Source organism: Streptomyces novaecaesareae, assembly GCF_000716875.1.
Taxonomy (GTDB): Bacteria; Actinomycetota; Actinomycetes; order Streptomycetales; family Streptomycetaceae; genus Kitasatospora; species Kitasatospora novaecaesareae.
The window spans coordinates 26,881-45,377 of the sequence record NZ_JNWQ01000009.1; the positions used below are offsets into that span (position 1 = coordinate 26,881).

The following is an 18,497-nucleotide window of genomic DNA, read 5'->3' on the forward strand; positions in this document are numbered from 1 at the left end:
CCTAGGACGCATTCTGGTTTCCGATGCGAGCCGTCCCTACGCTGATCACCGCGTTGCCCCACCGCAGTGGCATCTCACAGAGAGTTCGCATCATGACCGGACTTCCCCCCAGCGCCTCCAGCACCCGCAGTACCGCCGGCGCCCGCAGCACCGCCGGCACCTCCGGCGCTCCCGCCATCCGCGTCGCCGAGGAGGTCGTGCAGGCCCTCGCCGACGGCCGGCCCGTGGTCGCGCTGGAGTCGACCATCTTCACCCACGGTCTGCCGCGGCCCCGCAACCTGGCCGTCGCGCTGGAGGCGGAGCAGCAGCTGCGGGCCGCGGGCGTCGTCCCGGCGACCATCGGCGTGCACGCCGGGGTGCCCACGGTCGGTCTGAGCACCGAGCAGATCACCGAACTCTCCGCCACCGACGGCCTGGACAAGGTCAGCCTGCGCGACCTGCCGGTGGTCGCGGCGCTCGGCCGCCACGGCGGCACCACCGTCGCCGCCACCGCCTTCCTCGCCCACCGCGCGGGGATCCGGGTCTTCTCCACCGGCGGCCTCGGCGGCGTGCACTTCGGCGCCTCCGAGAGCTTCGACGAGTCGGCCGACATGACCACCCTGGCCGCCACCCCCGTCACCGTGATCAGCGCCGGCGTGAAGTCGATCCTCGACATCCGGGCCACCCTGGAGCGCTTCGAGACCCTCAACATCCCGGTCATCGGCTACCGCACCCGCAAGTACCCCGGCTTCTACGTCACCGACTCCGGCCACGAGATCAACTTCAGCGTGGAGACGCCCGAGGAGGCCGCCAAGGTCATCGACGCCCGCGACCGGCTCGACCTGCCGCAGGCCGTCCTGATCGCCAACCCGGTCGACCCGGCCAAGCAGCTGCCGCCGGAGGAGCTGGACGGCATCCTGGCCCGCGCCTGGGCGGAGGCCGAACGGCAGGGCATCACCGGCAACGCCTCGACCCCGTTCCTGCTCGACCACATCCAGCGCGACACCGGCGGCCGCAGCCTGGAGGTCAACGTCGAGGTCTACCGGGGCAACGTCCGTCTCGGCGGCGAGATCGCGACCGCCCTGGCCGCCTCGGCGGCTGCCGCGGCCGACGTCACGGGCGGGGCCACGGCCGACGTCACGACCGACGTCACGAGCGGGGCCTGAGCCGTGCTGGGGGTGCTCGGCGACCTCGTCGAGGACATCGTGGTCTGGGTCGACGGCCCGCTGCGGCACGGCACCGACTCGGCCGCCCAGGTCTTCCGGCGGCGCGGCGGCAGCGCGGCCAACGTCGCCTGCTTCGCCGCCGGGCAGTACCCGGCGCGCTTCCTCGGCTGCGTCGGCGAGGACACCGCCGGGGACGGCGTGGTCGCCGAACTGGTCGGCCACGGCGTGGACGTACGGGTCTCCCGGCACGGCCGGACCGGCAGCGTCGTGGTGCTGATCGACCAGGACGGCGAGCGGACCATGCTGCCCGACCGGGGCGCCGCCACGCTGCTGGAGCACGTCCCGGACGAGTGGCTGGCGGGCCTGACCCACCTGCACGTGCCGGCTTACTCCTTCGACGGCGAGCCGGTCGGCGCCGCGGCGGTGGACGCCCTCGGCCGGGTCCGGCAGGCGGGCGGCACCACCTCGGTGGACGCCTCCTCGACCGGCATGCTGGAGCAGTTCGGACGGGAGCGCTTCCTCGCCCTGCTCACCGAGTTGGCGCCGACCTTCGTCTTCGCCAACCGCTCCGAGTCCGCCTTCCTCGGGCTGCTGGTGGACGGCCTGCCCGGGCCGGAGCGCGCCCGGCTGGCGGCCACCACGGTGGTCACCAAGTCGGGCGCCGAGGCCACCACCGTCGACGTGCCCGGCGAGGGGCTGTTCACGGTGCCGGTGCCGCCGGTGGCGCAGGTGCGCGACCTCACCGGGGCCGGGGACGCCTTCGCGGCGGGGTTCCTGGCCGCCTTCCTGAGTGGTGGGGGCCTGGTGACCGGGGACCTGCGGCTGGCGGCCGGGCTCGGGCACCGCTGCGCGGCCCGGGTACTGGGCTCGCCGGGGGCCTCCTGCGACGAGGGGTGACGGCCCGGCCTGGGGTGACGGCCCGGCCTGGTTGACGGCCCGACCGGGGTGGTGACGGCCGGGGTGGTGACGGCGGTGCGTACTCGCGCGGGGCGTCAGCGCAGCGCGTCCTTGCGCAGGAAGCGCTTCAGCCGTTGCCACGTCCAGGTGTTGACCACGTCCTCGGCGGTGAGCCAGCCGCGCTGCGCCGTGCCGATGCCGAACCGCGGGTACGCGAGGTGCGGGGTGGCGTGGGCGTCGCTGTCGATGCTGAACCGGACGCCGTGTCGCCTGGCCCGCAGGATGTCCTCGTCGCGCAGGTCGAGCCGCTGCGGGGAACTGTTGACCTCGATCGCGGTGCCGGTGCGCGCGGCGGCCTCGAACACCGCGGCCAGGTCGACGTCGATCGGGCCGCGGCTGCCGATCCGCCGGGTGGTGAGGTGGCCGATGACGTGCACGTACGGGTTCTCGCAGGCGCGGATCAGCCGACGGGTCTGGGCGGCGCGGTCGAGGGCGAAGTGCGAGTGCACGGAGGCCACGCAGACGTCGAAGCCGGCCAGGAACTCGGGCGGCCAGTCCACGCCGCCGTCCGGGTCGATGTTCAGCTCGGTGCCGTGCAGCAGCCGCAACTTCCGGTGGCGGTCGGCGAGTTGCCGCAGCTGCTCGCGCTGGGCGAGGATCTTCTCGTCGGTCATCCGCTGCATCACCAGGTTCGGCGCGTGGTCGGTGACGGCGAGGTAGGAGTAGCCGCGGGCGGCCGCGGTGTCGATCATCTCCTCCAGCGTGGCCAGCCCGTCGGTCAGGTCGGTGTGCGTGTGCAGGTCCCCGCGCAGGTCGGACTCCTCGACCAGGTCCGGGAGTTCACCGTTCAGCGCGACCTCGATCTCGCCCCGGTCCTCGCGCAGCGGCGGCGGGATCCACGGCAGGCCGAGCGCCGCGTACACCTCGTCCTCGCTCTCCGAGACCACCTTGGCCCCGCCGTCGACCTCGAACAGCCCGTACTCGGAGAGCTTCAGCCCGGCCCGGACGGCCATCGTGCGCAGCCTGATGTTGTGCGCCTTCGACCCGGTGAAGTACACCAGCGCCGCGCCCCAGTCCTCCTCCGGGACGACCCGCAGGTCCACCTGGACACCCCCGGTCGTGCGCACCGAGGTCTTGGTCGGTCCGCTCGCGATCACCTCGGCCACGTACGGGAGTTCGGTGAGCGCGGCCATCAGCGGCGCGGAGTCCTCGGCGGTCGCGAGCACGTCGATGTCGCCCACCGTCTCGCGCATCCGGCGCAGCGAACCCGCGAACGCGCAGCGGGTGCAGCCGGGGACGGCGGAGAGCGCGGCGACCAGCTGCTCGGCGAGTTCGGTGGCGGTGTCCAGCAGCGTCCGGCCGCCGGACTGCCGCATCAGCTCGATGCCGTGCAGGATCTTCTCGCCGCTGCGCTCGCCGAAGCCGGCCAGGCCGGACAGCTTCTCGGCGCGCACCGCCTCGGCGAGCTCGTCCACGGAGGCGATGCCGAGGTCGCGGTAGAGGGCGAGGGCGCGCTTGGGGCCGACGCTGGGGACGGCCATGATGTCCCGGACACCCGCCGGGATCTCGGCACGCAGGGCCTCCAGGGCGGCGATCCTCCCGGTGGAGAGGTATTCGGCGACCTTCTCGGCGGTGGACTTGCCGACGCCGGGGATCCGCTGCAGACCCTTGACGTCCAGGCCGACCAGGTCCTCCGGGTGGCCGCCGACCGCGCGGGCGGCCTTCTCGTAGGCGCGGGCCCGGAAGGCGTCCCCGCCGGTGATGTTGATCAGGTCGGCGTACTCCTGGAGCAGGTCCCTGACCTGGTCGTTGAGCCGGGGCATGGGGCAAGTCTAGGTTCGGCGGGGCGGGTTCGCCGGGTGTGCGCGGGGCGGCCGACGCCGCTGCGGCGTCCTCATCGGGCTCTCGTCGGTCTCGTCGGGCCGGCGTCGGGCCCTCGTCGAGCCCCGGTCGGCCCGTCGTCGGGCTCGGGTGCGGGCGGGCTCGTCGGCTCCGGGTGTGCGGCGTCAGTCGTGGGCGACGGTCAGCAGCAGGACCACGGTCAGCCCGCCGCCCGGGGTGGACTCGACCGCGAGCCGGCCGCCGGCCGCCAGGACCAGGCTGTGCAGGGCCGGTCCCACCGGGCCGTCGGCCCGCACGCCCGCGAGCAGCCACTCGCGGGCCTCGGGCAGCTCGTAGCCGCCCCGGTCGGATATCCGGATCTCGACCCGGCCGCGGTTCCGGGCGCCGTCCCGTCCGCTGCCTCGGCCGTCGCGCCGTCCGCCGTCCCGTCCGCCGTCCCGTCCGCCGCTCAGGGAGACGTCCCGCCCGAAGTCCCGGCCCCCGGGGGCGGAGGCCCTCCGGGTGGAGCGGCCACCCGCGACGTCGGCGCGGACCAGCACCCGGCCGCCCAGCGGGCTGCGCCGGATCGCGTGGTCGACCAGGCCGGCGACGGCCGCCTCCAGCCGTCGGGCGTCCCCGGACACCACCGGCAGACCGGGCGCCACCCGGACCGTGACGGCCGCCGAACGGCCGCCGCCGCGCACCACCCGGCGGACCACGTCGGCCACCTGGACGTGCCGGGCCGTCGGCTCGCACCCGGCCTGCCGACCGGTCCAGCGCAGCCGCTCCAGCTCCGTGCGCGTGAGCGCCCTCGGCGCGGCCATCCCGCCCGACTGGAACGGGCCGGGGCCGTCCTCGACCTCGGCGGTGGCCGACCCGCCCGCGCGACCCGACCCGCCCCGGCGGCCGGGGCTGCCCGCGGCGCCGATCGCGCCGATCGCGCCGATCGCCCGGGCCCCCGACGCGACGTAGCCCCAGAGCCTCCCGCGTGCCATCGTCCTGCCCCTCGTGCCTCACCGGCGGCCGTCATCGGTTCCGCGGCCGGACCGGGGCGGGCCGTTTCCCGGACCCTCCTCACAGCCTGCGCCTCACCCGCCCGGGTGACAATCCGGCCCCGGGGCGCGAACCGGGCCCGGGCCCCCGCCGAGCGGCCGGTCGGACACCCCCCGACCGGCGGGGCCGGGCGCTCCGTCGGACCGCGGGAGGCCCCGTTCGGGCCGCGAAGGGCTCACCCGAACCGCAAAGAACGCTTTGCAAAAAACCCTTTGCGAAGAGTTCTTTGCGGTTCTATGCTCCTTGCCATGACCGATGAAGACCGCGGCTGGAAGCACAGCGACGACCCGCACATCGCCCTCACCGCCAAGGGCATGCGGGCGATGGCGCACCCCGTGCGGATGCAGCTGGTCGGGCTGCTGCGCAAGCACGGCCCGTCCACGGCGACGAGGCTCGCCGAGCAGCTGGGGCTCAACTCCGGAGCCACCAGCTACCACCTGCGCCAGCTCGCCGCCGCCGGCTTCGTCGAGGAGGACGAGGAGCGCGGCAACGCCCGCGAACGCTGGTGGCGCTCGGCCCATCAGGTCACCGTCTGGACGGGCGACGACATGGCGGACGAGGAGCCCGAAACGGCCGTCGGCTTCCTGCGCTCCGTCCTGGCCGCCCACACCCTGACGGCGCAGCGCACGCTGGACGCCTTCGAGACCATGCCACGCGAGTGGCGCAAGGCGACGGACCTCAGCGACACGGTGCTGCAGCTCACGCCCGCCGAGGCCGAACGGCTGGCCGGGGAGCTGGCGGACGTGGTCGGGCGCTACCGCCGGGTGGCCCCGGACGCGCCGGCCCCCGAGGGCACCGAACAGGTGGCCGTGGTCCTCCACGTGCTGCCGGACGCGCGGAGCAGCGAATCCGACAGCGAATCCGACAGCGAATCCGGCAGCGAATCCGAGAGTGAAACCAGCAGCGAAACCAGCAGCGAAACCGGCAGCGAAACCGAAGGGGGAGCCGTATGACCGGCACCGCCGCGGCCCCGACCGTGCGCAGCTTCCGGCCACTGGCCGGGGTGCTGACGGCCACGGCCGTCTCCGTCACCGGGACACGCGTCTCGGCCATCGCCCTGCCCTGGTTCGTCCTGGCCACCACCGGCAGCGCCACCATGACGGGCCTGGTCGCCTTCGCCGAAATGGCGCCGTACGTGCTGGTCAAGGCGCTCACCGGGCCGGTGGTCGACCGGCTCGGGCCGCGCGTGGTGTCGTGGACGACGGACGCGGTCAGCGCCGTCGCGGCCGGGCTGGTCCCGCTGCTGCACGCGCAGGGGCTGCTGCCGTTCTGGGTGCTGCTGGTGATGGTTGCGGTGATCGGCGCGATGCGCGGCCCCGGCGATCTGGCCAAGTCGGTCATGGTCCCGGAGGCGGCCGACCACGCCCGGGTGCCGATGGAGCGCGCCACCGGGCTGTCGGGCGTCACCGAGCGGCTGGCCTCCACGATCGGCCCGGCGGCGGGCGGTGGGCTGGTCGCGTTGATGGGCCCGCTGGCCGGTCTGGCGGTCAACGCGGGCACCTTCGCGCTCGGCTCACTGATCATCGCCCTCGCCCTCCCACGCGGCATGGGGCGCCCGGCGGTGCCCGCCGCGGCCGCCACGACGACCGGACGGGCGGAGGACGGGGACCAGCCCGTCGGCTACTGGCGGATGTTCCGCGAGGGCTTCGCCTTCCTGCGGTCCGAGCCGCTGCTGCTCACCGTCATCGTGATGGTCGGCATCACCAACCTGATCGACGCCGGTTTCATCACCGTCCTGGTCCCGGTCTGGGCACGGGAGTCCGGCAACGGCCCGGCCGCCATCGGCCTGACGGCCGGCGTCATGGGCGCCACCGCCGTGGTCGGCAGCCTGATAGCGGCGGCCGTCGCGTCCTGGCTGCCCCGGCGCACGGTCTTCTTCGCGGGCTTCCTGCTCTGCGGTGCGCCCCGCTTCCTGGTGCTCGCCCTCGGCGCGCCGATGTGGGTCGTGCTCACGGTCTTCGCGATCGGCGGCTTCGGCTCCGGCTTCCTCAACCCGATCCTCGGCGCGGTGCTCTTCGAGCGCGTGCCCCGCCACCTGCTCGGCCGCGTCCACGCCCTCGGCGACTCCCTCGCCTGGGCCGGCATCCCGCTCGGCGGCCTGGCCGCCGGCGGGGCGGTCGCCCTGGTCGGCCTGGCGCCCAGCCTGCTCGCGGCCGGAGCCGTGTACTTCGCCACCACGACCCTGGCGGGATTCCGGCCCGAATGGCGCGAGATGGACCGCCTCCGGGGCCATGCGGGCGGTGCGGGTGACGTCGGCGGTGGGGCCGTCGAGCCGGACGTGGCGGATGCAGCGGAGGCTGCGGAGGCCAAGCCGGAGCAGGCCCCGGCGCGGGTATGAGTGTTGCTCATGAGGAAAGGAAGGTCATGAGTGTGGGTCATGAGGCAGAGCGGGTGATCCGGCCGGCCTCGGTGCCGGGGGAGTGGCCCGCCCACTGGAGGAGCAGGAGGCCGGCCAGCGCGGCGAGGGCACACCAGGTGGAGGCGAAGGCGAGACGCCAGAGCAGTGCGCAGACGACGGCTCCCACGCCCGTGACCAGGCCGAGGCGCCGGAGCAGGCGGTCGCCGCTCGCGAGGAGGGAGCCGACGGTGGCGAGGAGGTAGCCGGCCAGCAGAACGGCGGCCGGGTGCGGGACGCCGAAGGCGTAGCCGAGGGTGTGGCCGTGCACGGTGGCCGTCACCGGGTGGGCGGCGACGGCCACGGCGAGCGGAACGGCGACGGCCGCGCCGAGCAGGGTGAGCCCCGCGAGCAGACGACGGCTCGGTCCCGTGGTCGCGGACCACACCCCGGCCGGGACCAGGACGGGCAGCAGCGGGAGCGCGATCACCGCCCAGGCGGTGCGGGCCGCCGCAGCCGGGGCGGCGGACAGCCCGCCGTCCGTACCGAGCCAGACCAGCGCCTCGATCAGCTGGTGCACGCCCAGCACCAGCGGGACGGTGGCAAGGAGTAACCGCTCGGGCCGCCCGGCCCGGTGGGCACGGACCAGGCACGCCACCCCGACAACCACGACCACCCCACCGGCCGCGGCGTCCGCCTGCGCGCTCCAGCACATCGGGGCCCTACCGGGGATTCCCCGGGCCGCCGTCGGGTCCGTCCTCGGGCTGGTCCTCGGTGCCGTCCTCGGACACGTCCTCCGGTGCCGCCCCGATGCTCTCCAGGGTGTCGCGGACAGTGCCGGGCATCGCCGGGTGGCGCCCGATCACGATCACCCCGATCACGATGGCCACCAGCCCGGCGGACTGCCAGGCCAACGCCCCCGGGGTCACCCGCAGCCGGTCGCCGAGGAAGCCGACCGCGCAGGCGATCCCGGCCAGCGGCTGGGCGGCGGTCAGCGCGGGCAGGGACATCCGCAGCGGCGCGGCCTCGAAGGCACTCTGCACCAGCAGCAGCCCGACCACGCCCGCCACGACCACCGCGTACGGCTGCCAGCTCTGCAGCACGGCCGTCAGCCCCTGGTGGTCGAGGCGCTGGGAGGTGGTCCTGGTGAGCGCGTCCTGGAGGCCGTAGAGCAGCCCGGCGGCGAGCGCCAGCAGCGTCGCCTCCTCGAACAGCGGCAGCCGCCGGGCCAGCGAGACCAGCAGCAGGACCAGGCCGACCACCGTGCCGACCACCAGCCAGTGCCGCAGCTCCCCGGCCGGCGCCCCGCCGCCCGTCGGCCGCCCGGCGACGATGAAGGCCGTCACCCCGAGCCCGAGCAGCAGTACCCCGATCCAGCCGGAGCGGCCCAGCGTCTGACGGGTCAGCACCCGGGACAGCGCCATGGCGAACAGCAGATTGGTGGCCAGTAGCGGCTCGACCAGGGACACTTCGCCCTGGTTGAGCGCGAGCGCGGAGAGGATCAGGCCGCTGACCATGAAGCCGGTGCCGAGCAGCCACTGGGGCATCCGCATCAGGTCCAGCAGCAGCCGCCAGTGCAGGAGGTCGGCACGGGGGGCCCGCTGCGCCGCGTGCTGCTGGAGGACGAAGCCGAGCCCCAGACAGCAGGCTGCGCTGAGGGCGAGGAGGAAGACCGCCACGGAGGGACCACCAGGTTGTCGCTGCCCGCGCCGCGCCGACGGATCCGGGGTGGGGCGGCGGTCGCGGCCGCTTCCGTCAGCGTACCGCCGGGGCGGCGGCCGGGCCGATCGGACGACGCCCCGGCGCTCCCGGCACCGTACCGGCACTGTGGCGGGGGCCGCCCGCGGCGCGCGGCGCACTGCCCTGCGACGGTCCGTCGTCGGCCGCGCTTGCCGCCACCGGAGGGGCAGGCGCACGCTGGTGTGAGCGGCCGCCACGGGTCACCGTCCGTGCCGGTCAGGACAGGCGCGACGGGGGCCGGCGCCAGGAGGTGTGGCATGCACAACCAGTGGGACGTGGAGCTGAGCTTCGAGGAGGACGGCGTGCACACGGCGTGCGACGCCAGGTTGACGGGCGCGAGGGCGCCGGGCCTGAGCGCGCACGGCGAGTCCGTGAAGAGCGCCGACGACCGTCCGCTCGCCAGGATCGGCGAGGAGGTCGCGGCCTCCCGCGCCCTGGAGGAACTGTCCCGCAAGCTGCGGGCCCAGGCCACCGGGGAGATCGACGACGAAGGGCACCGCCCCGGGTACCTGATCTACTGACGGCGGTGACGGGTCAAGGGCCCGGGCGGCGCGGCCGTACGGTCACGGCCGCCCCTGCCCGGGCCCGGTTCGGTAACTCGTCGGCGGGCGCCGGACGAGCAGGTCCGATGCCGCGCCCGCGCCCGCGCATGCGTGCGCGGGCCTGCCCGAGCAGCCCGCCCGCCGTCCTCCCCGGGCGACCGGCCTGTGGGGGTGGCCGGTCGCGGCGGAGCGACCGCCTGCACGGTACTCGGCGATCACTCCGAGCCGCAGCAGGTAGCCCAGGGCGCCCGCGGCCAGGCCCCACCACACTCCGTTGAAGGCCCCGACGGCCACCCCGAGCGCCCCCGGCACGATCGCGGCCCGGGCCGCCGTCTCGGCCAGTGCCCGCCCGCGGTGCCGGGCGGCCCCACCGTGGGCTGCCCGGGCGGCGTAGCTGACGTGGGAGGCGACCGCCGCAGCCGACCACGGCCTGCTAGTCATCGACCGCTCGGTGTTCATGCTGCAGAAGCGCCCCGAAGACGCGCGACGTTCCTCAGCAACCTCGACATCGTCGGCCGCCACTGGGCGCACCGCGCCGACCAGCCGGGCAAGTCCTCCAACTCGCTGCTGCCGTAGGCGCCGACGGCGCCCTCGCGCCCGACGGAGCCGGCCTCCCCCGCACGGAGAGCGGGAGGCCGGATTCCCGCTCGCCGGGGCGATGGGCCGTGATTACTCGGCCACTCCTGTGAGTTCGGCGACGACGTGCGTGGTGCCGTGGGAGGCAGTCGCGGCGGGGGTGCCGTCGAGGGGTGGTGAGGTGGGGAGGGCGGTCAGGTGTGGGCGGTGGTGAGGAAGTCGGTGAGGCGTCGGTTGACTTCGGGTGCGCCTGCGGTGGGCAGGGTGTGGTGGGAGAGGTCGGGGAGGACGGCCACTTCCGGTGCGGGGAGGGTGCGGCGGGCGGTTTCGGCGGCCTGGTGGGCGTGGTGGGGACGGCTGCGGGCGGCGAACAGGGCGAGGGTCGGGGTGGTGAGGGTGCGGAGGCGGGCGGCGGACGGGCGGGGGCCGGTGACGACGCGGGAGGCCGGGAAGTCGGCGTGGCCGAGGGCGTACAGCTCGCGCCAGTCGGGGTCGAGGTGGGGGGCGCCGCCCGTTTCCCAGTCGAGGTAGGAGCGGGCGCGGGCCGGGGTGCGGCGGGGGAGGAAGAGCGGCAGGACGCGCAGCAGGTAGCCGGGGCGGAAGCCGGCGAAGCACTGGGTGGGGTCGAGCAGGGCGAGGCGGCCGACCCGGGCGGGGGCGTGCAGGGCGTACTCCAGGGCGATCCAGCCGCCGTAGGAGTGGCCGCAGAAGTCGGCCTCGGGCACGCCGAGGCCGTCGAGGACGGCGTCCAGCCAGCCGAGCAGTCCGGGGACGCCGTCGAGTGGGGTGCCGTCGTGGACGCTGCGCCCGGGGTCGCCGATGAGGTCGACGGCGAGGACGCGGTGTCCGGCGTCGGCCAGGGCGGCGGCGTTGGCGAACCACATGGTGGAGGTGGCGCCGCCGCCGTGGAGGAGGACGAGGGGGCGTCCGTCGCGGGGGCCGCAGGCGTTGATCCGGGTGGTGCCGTGGGCGGTGCGGACGGTGAGGGCCTCGACCGGGACGGGCCAGCGGGCCAGCAGGGCGTCGTACGCGGCGAGGAAGGGGGCGGTGCGGGCGGACATGACGGGCCTCCGCGGGTGTGGTGTGATGGCGCGCGGGAACACTCGCCCGACAAGTATCTTGTTCGGCAAGTGTCTCGCTGAGCGAGAGAATAATCGCATGGCCGTGATCGAGGAAGGACGACGGGTGTCCGAGGTTGAGGAGCCGATGCGGCTGGTCCACCTGCTGCGCGGGCTGACGGTCGAACTGGACCTGTTCGGGGCCGAGTTCGCGGCCGGCAACGGTCTGCACCCGACCGATCTGCGGGCGCTGATCCATCTGCTGGACGCCGCCAGGGCCGGGGAGGTGGTCACCCCGGGCCGGCTCGGCGAGGCGCTGCGGCTGAACTCGGCCGGGACCACCGGCCTGGTGGACCGGCTGGAGCGGCTCGGGCTGATCCGGCGCGAGCGAGACCCGCAGGACCGTCGGCGGGTGCGGCTGCTGGTGGAGGACCGGGCGATGGAGCTGGGGCAGGGGTTCTTCGGCGGCCTGATCGGTGATCTGCTGGCGGCGATGCGGCGGTTCGGTCCGGGGGAACTGGAGACGGCCGGGCGCTTCCTGGAGGCCATGACCACCGTGGTGGCCGCCGCCAGGCAGGGCACGCGGGAGCAGCGGGGCGGGGGAGCTACGCCGGCCCGAGGGTCCAGCTGATCACCGAGAGCGTCGCCATCGACACCAGCGTCGACCAGAGCACCGCGTCCCGGGCGAGGACCGTGCCCTGCCCGTACTCGCGGGCGTAGGTGTAGACGTTCTGCGCGGTGGGCAGCGCGGAGAACAGCACCACGGTGAGGAGTTGGTGCGCGGGCAGGTGGAGCAGCGGACCGGCCACGGCGAGGGCGACGAGCGGCTGGAGCAGGGTCTTGATCGCGACGGTCAGCCCGACCTCGGCGCGGCGCGAACGGCCGTCCGCCGGCGGGCGGTTGTGCAGCGATATGCCGAGGGCGATCAGGGCGGTCGGCACGCCGGCGCCGCCGAGCAGTTCGCAGGAGCGGTTCAGTTCGGCGGGCAGGTGCACCCCGGCCGCGGAGACGACGGCGCCCAGCGCGGTGGCGAGCAGGATCGGGTTGCGCACGGGGAGGGTGAGCAGTGCGCGGCGCCCGGCCGCGCCGCCGTCCAGGACGGCGAGGACGGCGGGGGTGACCAGCAGGATCTGGAACAGCACCACCGGGGCCACGAAGGAGGCGTCGCCGACGACCTGCATGGTGACCGGGATGCCGAGGTTGGCGGAGTTGACGTACCCCGAGGCCATCGCGCCGATGGCAAGTTCGCCGGGCTTGCGCCGGAAGACCAGGCGCCCGGCGAGCAGCCCGAGACCGATCGCGACGACGGTGCCGGCGGCGAAGGCGAGCATCGACGGGTTGGCGAAACGGTCCAGTGGGGTGCGGGCGATCATCAGGAAGAGCGCGGCCGGCATCGCCACGTGGAAGACGAACCGGTTGAGCACCGCCTCCGCGTGCGGCCCGAGCAGCCTGGTGCGGCCGACGACGTAGCCGACTCCGGTGAGCGCCCAGATCGGGGCGAAGCCGGACAGCAGCGGGTGCAGGGATGGCATGGTTCCTCGGATCGCTCGGACGTGCCTGCCGGGTGCGGCGGGGGTCTCCCGCCGGAGGCGTCGACCCGCGAGCTGGTGAACCCCCGAAGCCGTGAACCCCCGGGGCAGTAAACCAGCGGCCGTCGAGGTGTCGATCACGGGCCTACCATGAGCCGATGGACGAGCCGATGGACGAGCCGACGGGCCAGTCGATGGACCAGCCGACGGACGAGCAGCCGGAGCACGAGTACCTGAGCCTGGCCGAGGTGGAGGCGATCGCGCGCCGTGCCCACCAGGGCCAGGTGGACAAGAACGGCCACCCGTACGGCGAGCACATCGCGGCGGTCGCCCACGGGACGGCCGCACGCGGCGGCAGCGAGGCGCAGATCGCGGCGGGCTGGCTGCACGACACCGTCGAGGACGACCGGCTGAGCTGGGAGTGGCTGGCGGCGGCCGCACTGCCGCCGGAGACCAAGGCGATCGTGGACGCGCTCACCCGGCGCCCGGACGAGCCGGTCGAGGAGTACACCGCCCGCGTCCTGGCGACGCCCGGTGCGCTGCTCGTCAAGCGGGCCGACCTGGCGCACAACTCCGACCCGGGCCGGCTGGCCTCGCTGGACCGGGCGACCGCGGAGCGCTTGGCCGCGAAGTACGCGCGGATGCGCGAGCTGCTGGGGCTCACGGGCGAGCTGTGACGGACCCCCGGGGGCGGAGCCCGCGAGGGGCGCCGCGAGCGGGCGCTAAGAGGGGTATCGCGAGTGGCATCGCCACGGGGAGAGCCCGTGAGGAGCCGGCGGGAGAAACCACGAGAGGGCCCGGGCCCCGCGGATCGCGCGGGTCCGGGCCCTCTCGGGCACCCCGGTGGTCCCTGTCCGACCCCCGGGGTGAGGGGGAGTGGTCAGGAGACGGGAGGAAGTCGGTGAGCCGATGAGGTCGGCTTAGTACCAGTGGTGGGCCTGCCAGAAGTTCCACGCGGCGTTCGGGCTGCCGTAGCGGGAGTTCATGTAGTCCAGCGCCCACTTGATCTGGGTGGAGGGGTTGGTCTTCCAGTCCGCGCCGGCCGAGGCCATCTTGGAGCCCGGCAGCGCCTGGCCCAGGCCGTAGGCGCCCGAGCTCGGGTTGGTCGCGCTCACGTTCCAGCCGGACTCGTGGGAGATGATCTGGTTGAACGAGGCCAGCTGGTTCGCCGGGACGATCTGGGCGGCGATGGCCTGCGGGGAGGCGGTGGCGGCGTTCGCGGTGGCGGGCAGCACACCGGCGCCCAGGGCGGTCAGACCAGCGGCGCCGGCGAGAATCGCGGCCGAAGTACGCATACGGAGCTTGAAAGCGGGCATGTAGAACAGGACCTCAATCAGGTTGGGCCGGGTCACTCCCCGCCCGGGACCGTCTGGCCGGACAGGGGCCGAAGCGGTCGCGGGGGGTGACTCGGCAGTAAGCCGTTCACCGGCGGGACAGGAGCCGGTGTGGCTGGCGACGAGAGCCATTGTTGGCAGACCGGATCGGTCGCCGCCAAGACCCCCTCGTTACGACCGACGGTCGTACGCGAGCGGCCGCCGTGGATTCGAAGGGCCGATTTGCCGAGAATGTGCAGACCCCTCCTGACGTGCGCGAACGAAGGGTGACGGGGGTGGGGCGGGAGGTGCGGCGATGCCTACTACGGTCCGTCGTGGGCGTTGATTCCGTGTGAGCGCACTCACCGTTTGAGCCGCCGGAGCCGTCACCCGGGGATCCGGGGCAAGCACTTTGGGTACAGACGATCAACCCGGCACTGAGACCCGCGCCACACGGTGACGGCGCCGCCCTCAGCTTGGACCGTCAACGCGGACTGTCGGCGCGGGTCGTCGGCGCGGTCCGTCGGCTCGGATCGTCAGCGCGGATCGCCCAGCCGGCGGTGGCGGGCGGCCCGGGCCGCGAGCCGGTCCGTGTCGGGGGCCGCCGCCAGGGCGCCGAGCGCCGTACCGAGGGCCCGTCCGAGCCGTGCGCAGAAGGCCTCCGGCTCCTCGGCGGCGTCCGGCAGCTCCGGGACCACCTCGTCGACCAGGCCGACCTCCGCCAGGTGCTGGGCGCCGATCCCCTGCGTCCGGGCCAGTTCGGCGGCGTGCGCACCGTCCCGGTGGACGATCGCCGAGGCGCCCTCCGGGGGCAGCGGCGCCAGCCAGGCGTGGCCGGCGGCGATCACCCGGTCGGCCGGGAGCAGGGCTAGCGCGCCGCCCCCCGAGCCCTGGCCGAGCAGCACGGCGAGGACGGGGGTGCGCAGCGCGAGCAGGGTGGTCAGGCAGTGCGCGATCTCCACCGCGATGCCCTCCCGCTCGGCCTGGGCGGACAGCTCGGCCCCGGCCGTGTCCACGACGGTGACCAGCGGCAGCCCGAGCTGTTCGGCCAGCAGTGCGGTGCGTCGGACGGCCCGCAGGTCGGCAGCGGTGAAGGGGCGCTCGTGCTCCGGGGTCTGCCGCTGCTGGCCGACGACCACGACGGGCCGGCCGCCGAGGACGGCCAGTGCGCGGACCAGCGCACCGCCACGGCCGCCGGGCGCGTCCAGCAGCACCAGCTCCTCGGCGGTGTGCCGCAGCAGCTCGCGGGTGCCCGGGCGGTCGGGGCGGCGGGTGCGGAGGACGGAGTCCCAGGCGTCGGGGTGCTCGGGCGCGGCGGCGTCCGTCCCCTCGGTAGCGGACCCGGAGGTGCGGGACCCGGTGGGAGGGGGCTCGGCGGTGTCCGCTGCCCTGGTGGGAGGGGTGTGCGCGCTGGAGCGCGCCGCACCGAGGACGGCGAGCGTGCGGCGGAGCAGCTCGCGCAGCTCCTGCGGCGGTACGACGGCATCCACCAGGCCGTGCTCGGCCAGCGTCTCGGCCCGCTGGACGTCGGCCGGCAGCTCCACCCCGCGCAGCTCCTCGTACACGCGCGGGCCGAGGAAGCCGAGCCGGGCGCCGGGCTCGGCGAGGACCAGCTGGCCGAGCGTGCCCCAGGAGGCGAAGACCCCGCCCATGGTGGGGTTGCGCAGATAGGTGAGGTAGGGGAGCCCGGCCGCGCGGTGGGTCTGGACGGCGGCGGTGATGCGCAGCATGCAGAGGAAGGCCGCCGAACCCTCCTGCATCCGCGTGCCGCCGGAGACCGGCAGGGCGAGCAGTGGCAGCCGTTCGGCGGTGGCCCGCTCGACGGCCCGGGTGATCCGCTCGGCGGTCGCGACGCCGATCGAGCCGCCGAGGAAGCCGAACTCGGAGGCGACCAGGGCGACGGGCCGGCCGTCGACCAGGCCGAGGCCGGTGAGGACGGCCTCGTCCAGGCCGGTGCGCTCGCGGGCCCGGTCGAGCGAGGCGCGGTACTCGGGGTCGGCGGGCGGGCCGGGCGGCGGCTCGTCCCAGCTGCGGAAGCTGCCGGGGTCGACCAGCAGTCCGACCAGCTGGTGGGCCGTCAGTGCGGTGGGTGCCGTCAGTGCGCTCGGCGTCGTCCGCGCGGTGGGCGTGGTCTCCGCGCTCGGCGTCGTCGGCGTGCTCGGCGTCGTCCGCGCGGTGTTCTCGTTCGCTGCCATGTCCACCCCGTCGTCCACCCCGTCAGAGATCGTTCCGGCCCGCCGTGATCCGTCACTCTATGCGGCGGTGGCCGGGAGCGGCGAGAGGCCGCAGAGCGGGGCGAACGGGCTCCGATGGTAGTTCGACGGCGGTCGACCCTTGTACCGTCAGGACGGTTCGTGGACGGCGGCGCGGACTGCCGCCGGAGGCGGGGGTACGGGCCAAGTCGGCCCAGGTAAAGGGGAGTTACTCGCCGGTTAATACTTCGGTGGAGGGCTTCCGGAGTTGACGGTGTCTCGCCACACTGGGGGACATGACTCGCACTCTACGCGCGTGGAAGTCCCGCGCTGCCGCCGTTACCGCCGTCGCCCTGATGACCCTCGCGCCGCTCGCCGTCGCCACCGAGGCGCACGCCGCCGTGAGCGGCACGGTGTGCCTCTCCGCCCTCCCGCCGGAGGCCACCGACACCCTCAACCTGATCGCCTCCGACGGGCCGTTCCCCTACTCCCAGGACGGCGTGGTCTTCCAGAACAGAGAGGGTGTCCTGCCCCGCGAGTTCAGCGGGTACTACCACGAGTACACCGTCATCACCCCCGGCTCCCCGACCCGCGGCGCCCGCCGGATCGTGACCGGCCAGGCCGACCAGGAGGACTACTACACCGGCGACCACTACGCCACGTTCTCCCTGGTCGACCAGAGCTGCTGACCGACCCCGCGTGACAGTGGCCCCGGCACACTTCCCCGCCGGGGCCACCGTCGTACCCTCGTCGCCCTGGCCATGACCTTCCCGTCCTCCCTCGACTCGACCGGACCGAACGGTAGTTGAGTCATGCGGTGGGGGACGGCCCGGCCGTCGGGTCGTGCGGCGCCGCCGGCCCGCCCGCTTGCTAGGGTCGGGGGCATGGCACCGAGCAGCGCGAACCCCCCGGGACGGCTCCGGCGAGACGCGCAGCGCAACCGCGACCTGCTGCTCGCCGCCGCCCGTGACATGTTCTCCCGGCACGGCCTGGACGTGCCGCTGGACCAGATCGCCAAGGAGGCCGGCGTAGGCAACGCCACCCTCTACCGGCACTTCCCGACCCGCGAGGCGCTGATCGGCGAGGTGTTCGCGGACGCCGGCGCCGGACTGGCCACGGCCGGGCAGGAGGCGCTCGACGCCGAGGACGCCTGGACCGGCCTCGAAGGGTACTTCGGGCGGATCTTCGAACTCGTCGCCGCCGACCGGGGCATCAACGACCTCGTCACCCAGGCCATCCCGACCATCCCCGGAATGATCGAGATCAGCCGGCAGCACGCCACCACCGTCGGCGCCCTCATCGCCCGCGCCCAGGAACAGGGCACCATGCGCCGCGACGTGGTGACCATGGACCTGCTGTTCCTGCTCGGCCCGCTCTGCCGCGCCCTGCCCGCCGCCGGCGAACTGCGCCCTGACCTCTGGCGCCGCTACCTCGCCCTGCTCCTGGACGGCTTCCGCGCGCAGGCCACCCATCCGCTGCCCGTCCCGCCGATCGGGGAGGAGCACCTGGACCGGATGTTCGCGGACCTCTGGGAGGCGCAGGCGTCCGAGGCCCCCGAGGCCCCCGAGGCCCCCGAGGTCCCCGAGGCACCCGAGTTCTGAGCGCCCGACGCCACGGCATCAGGGACGCGTACGGAACACCGGGCACCGCGTCAGAGCACCGTCAACGAGCTTCGGCTGTTCGGTCGCTGGGCGGTTTGCTGAGGCGGGACGGCGTGCGGTGAGGAGAGGTCATGGTGGACAGCGCGGACAGTGGTGTGGACGAGGGCCGGATCGTGGTCGGCGTCAGCGGCTCGCTCGGCAGCCTCGCCGCCCTCCACCGCGCCGTCGCCGAGGCCCGCCGGACGGACGCCGACGTGCTCGCCGTCCTGTGCTGGACCCCGCCGGGCGATGAACTCGGCTACCGTCGCAGCCCCTGCCCGCCGGTGGTCAACGCCGGCCGCGACGCTGCCGTGGCCCGGCTGCGGCAGGCCCTCGACGAGGCCTTCGCCGGGCGCTACGCGGGCGTTCGGCTGCGCTGCCAGGCCGTCCGCGGCGACACCGCCCACACCCTGGTGCGGTGCGCCGACCGCCCCGGCGACCTGCTCGTCCTCGGTGCCGGGCGCGACCGCGGCCGCCTCGCCCGGCTGGTCCACCCGTCCGTCACCGCCTACTGCGTGCGGCACGCGACCTGCCCGGTATTGACCGTGCCGCACCCGCCGCTGCAGCGCGACCTCGAAGCACTGGAGCGCGGGCACGGGACGCGCGGGCGCGGGATGCGCGCGTACGGGCCGCGCACGCCGCTCGCCCGGAACTGA

The 18,497-nt window shown here is 74.7% G+C and carries 19 protein-coding genes; 10 read left to right on the forward strand and 9 right to left on the reverse strand.

The features are described 5' to 3' along the window. Nucleotides 1-92: 92 nt before the first annotated feature. A complete protein-coding gene (locus tag OP86_RS05190) occupies nucleotides 93-1,145 on the forward strand; it encodes a pseudouridine-5'-phosphate glycosidase (RefSeq protein ID WP_078588572.1) in 1,053 nt (350 codons plus the stop codon). A gap of 3 nt (nucleotides 1,146-1,148) precedes the next feature. Continuing rightward, the gene (locus OP86_RS05195) at nucleotides 1,149-2,042 is read left to right on the forward strand and encodes a carbohydrate kinase family protein (protein WP_030061311.1); all 894 of its coding nucleotides are present in this window, start codon (nucleotides 1,149-1,151) and stop codon (nucleotides 2,040-2,042) included. A 95-nt stretch (nucleotides 2,043-2,137) separates the two neighbouring features. On the opposite strand, the gene polX is transcribed toward OP86_RS05195, so the two are convergent. Both polX and OP86_RS05205 read right to left on the reverse strand, forming a co-directional pair. Further along, nucleotides 2,138-3,865, reverse strand: a complete 1,728-nt coding sequence (polX, locus tag OP86_RS05200; protein WP_030061310.1) for a DNA polymerase/3'-5' exonuclease PolX — start codon at nucleotides 3,863-3,865, stop codon at nucleotides 2,138-2,140. A gap of 183 nt (nucleotides 3,866-4,048) precedes the next feature. After that, entirely contained in the window at nucleotides 4,049-4,858 is an 810-nt protein-coding gene (locus OP86_RS05205; RefSeq protein ID WP_030256527.1) for a histidine kinase, read from the reverse strand. A gap of 306 nt (nucleotides 4,859-5,164) precedes the next feature. On the opposite strand from OP86_RS05205, the gene OP86_RS05210 reads away from it, so the two are divergent. Both OP86_RS05210 and OP86_RS05215 read left to right on the forward strand, forming a co-directional pair. After that, the gene (locus OP86_RS05210; protein WP_063832297.1) at nucleotides 5,165-5,869 is read left to right on the forward strand and encodes an ArsR/SmtB family transcription factor; all 705 of its coding nucleotides are present in this window, start codon (nucleotides 5,165-5,167) and stop codon (nucleotides 5,867-5,869) included. Continuing rightward, complete coding sequence (locus OP86_RS05215) at nucleotides 5,866-7,254, forward strand: MFS transporter (RefSeq protein WP_051829709.1); 1,389 nt, start codon at nucleotides 5,866-5,868, stop codon at nucleotides 7,252-7,254. The genes OP86_RS05210 and OP86_RS05215 overlap by 4 nt, the downstream gene beginning before the upstream one ends. Before the next feature lie 37 nt (nucleotides 7,255-7,291). Here the strand turns inward: OP86_RS05215 and OP86_RS05220 are convergent, their stop codons facing one another. After that, entirely contained in the window at nucleotides 7,292-7,966 is a 675-nt protein-coding gene (locus tag OP86_RS05220; RefSeq protein WP_051829710.1) for a DUF6629 family protein, read from the reverse strand. 7 nt (nucleotides 7,967-7,973) lie between these two features. Next, entirely contained in the window at nucleotides 7,974-8,930 is a 957-nt protein-coding gene (locus OP86_RS05225) for a DMT family transporter (protein WP_167344191.1), read from the reverse strand. Between the two features lie 318 nt (nucleotides 8,931-9,248). Between OP86_RS05225 and OP86_RS05230 the strand changes: the two genes are divergently transcribed. Continuing rightward, nucleotides 9,249-9,512 carry a dsRBD fold-containing protein gene (locus tag OP86_RS05230; RefSeq protein WP_030061827.1) on the forward strand — a complete coding sequence of 88 codons (264 nt, stop codon included), beginning with the start codon at nucleotides 9,249-9,251 and terminating at the stop codon, nucleotides 9,510-9,512. A gap of 42 nt (nucleotides 9,513-9,554) precedes the next feature. Here OP86_RS05230 and OP86_RS34230 read toward each other — a convergent pair whose 3' ends face one another. Both OP86_RS34230 and OP86_RS05240 read right to left on the reverse strand, forming a co-directional pair. Further along, nucleotides 9,555-9,974, reverse strand: coding sequence for a hypothetical protein (locus OP86_RS34230; RefSeq protein WP_157849665.1), 420 nt, complete (start codon nucleotides 9,972-9,974; stop codon nucleotides 9,555-9,557). Nucleotides 9,975-10,303: 329 nt separating this feature from the next. Next, complete coding sequence (locus OP86_RS05240; protein WP_030061829.1) at nucleotides 10,304-11,170, reverse strand: alpha/beta fold hydrolase; 867 nt, start codon at nucleotides 11,168-11,170, stop codon at nucleotides 10,304-10,306. 97 nt (nucleotides 11,171-11,267) lie between these two features. On the opposite strand from OP86_RS05240, the gene OP86_RS05245 reads away from it, so the two are divergent. Next, nucleotides 11,268-11,798, forward strand: a complete 531-nt coding sequence (locus OP86_RS05245; protein ID WP_063832299.1) for a MarR family winged helix-turn-helix transcriptional regulator — start codon at nucleotides 11,268-11,270, stop codon at nucleotides 11,796-11,798. On the opposite strand, the gene OP86_RS05250 is transcribed toward OP86_RS05245, so the two are convergent. After that, entirely contained in the window at nucleotides 11,773-12,699 is a 927-nt protein-coding gene (locus tag OP86_RS05250; protein WP_030061831.1) for an AEC family transporter, read from the reverse strand. The genes OP86_RS05245 and OP86_RS05250 overlap by 26 nt on opposite strands. Nucleotides 12,700-12,890: 191 nt before the next feature. Between OP86_RS05250 and OP86_RS05255 the strand changes: the two genes are divergently transcribed. Continuing rightward, nucleotides 12,891-13,373 (forward strand): HD domain-containing protein, encoded by a 483-nt coding sequence (locus OP86_RS05255; protein WP_051829718.1) that lies wholly within the window; start codon nucleotides 12,891-12,893, stop codon nucleotides 13,371-13,373. Between the two features lie 243 nt (nucleotides 13,374-13,616). On the opposite strand, the gene OP86_RS05260 is transcribed toward OP86_RS05255, so the two are convergent. Both OP86_RS05260 and OP86_RS05265 read right to left on the reverse strand, forming a co-directional pair. After that, nucleotides 13,617-13,991: an aggregation-promoting factor C-terminal-like domain-containing protein gene (locus OP86_RS05260; RefSeq protein WP_234434868.1), complete on the reverse strand. Its 375-nt coding sequence runs from the start codon at nucleotides 13,989-13,991 to the stop codon at nucleotides 13,617-13,619. Between the two features lie 554 nt (nucleotides 13,992-14,545). Then, nucleotides 14,546-16,204 (reverse strand): carboxyl transferase domain-containing protein, encoded by a 1,659-nt coding sequence (locus OP86_RS05265; protein WP_078588573.1) that lies wholly within the window; start codon nucleotides 16,202-16,204, stop codon nucleotides 14,546-14,548. Nucleotides 16,205-16,497: 293 nt separating this feature from the next. Between OP86_RS05265 and OP86_RS05270 the strand changes: the two genes are divergently transcribed. The 3 genes from OP86_RS05270 (at nucleotide 16,498) to OP86_RS05280 (ending at nucleotide 18,497) form a co-directional block, all read left to right on the forward strand. Beyond that, nucleotides 16,498-16,890, forward strand: coding sequence for a ribonuclease (locus OP86_RS05270; protein WP_030061837.1), 393 nt, complete (start codon nucleotides 16,498-16,500; stop codon nucleotides 16,888-16,890). 195 nt (nucleotides 16,891-17,085) lie between these two features. Continuing rightward, nucleotides 17,086-17,802: a TetR/AcrR family transcriptional regulator gene (locus tag OP86_RS05275; RefSeq protein ID WP_063832300.1), complete on the forward strand. Its 717-nt coding sequence runs from the start codon at nucleotides 17,086-17,088 to the stop codon at nucleotides 17,800-17,802. A gap of 131 nt (nucleotides 17,803-17,933) precedes the next feature. Further along, complete coding sequence (locus tag OP86_RS05280) at nucleotides 17,934-18,497, forward strand: universal stress protein (RefSeq protein ID WP_051829712.1); 564 nt, start codon at nucleotides 17,934-17,936, stop codon at nucleotides 18,495-18,497.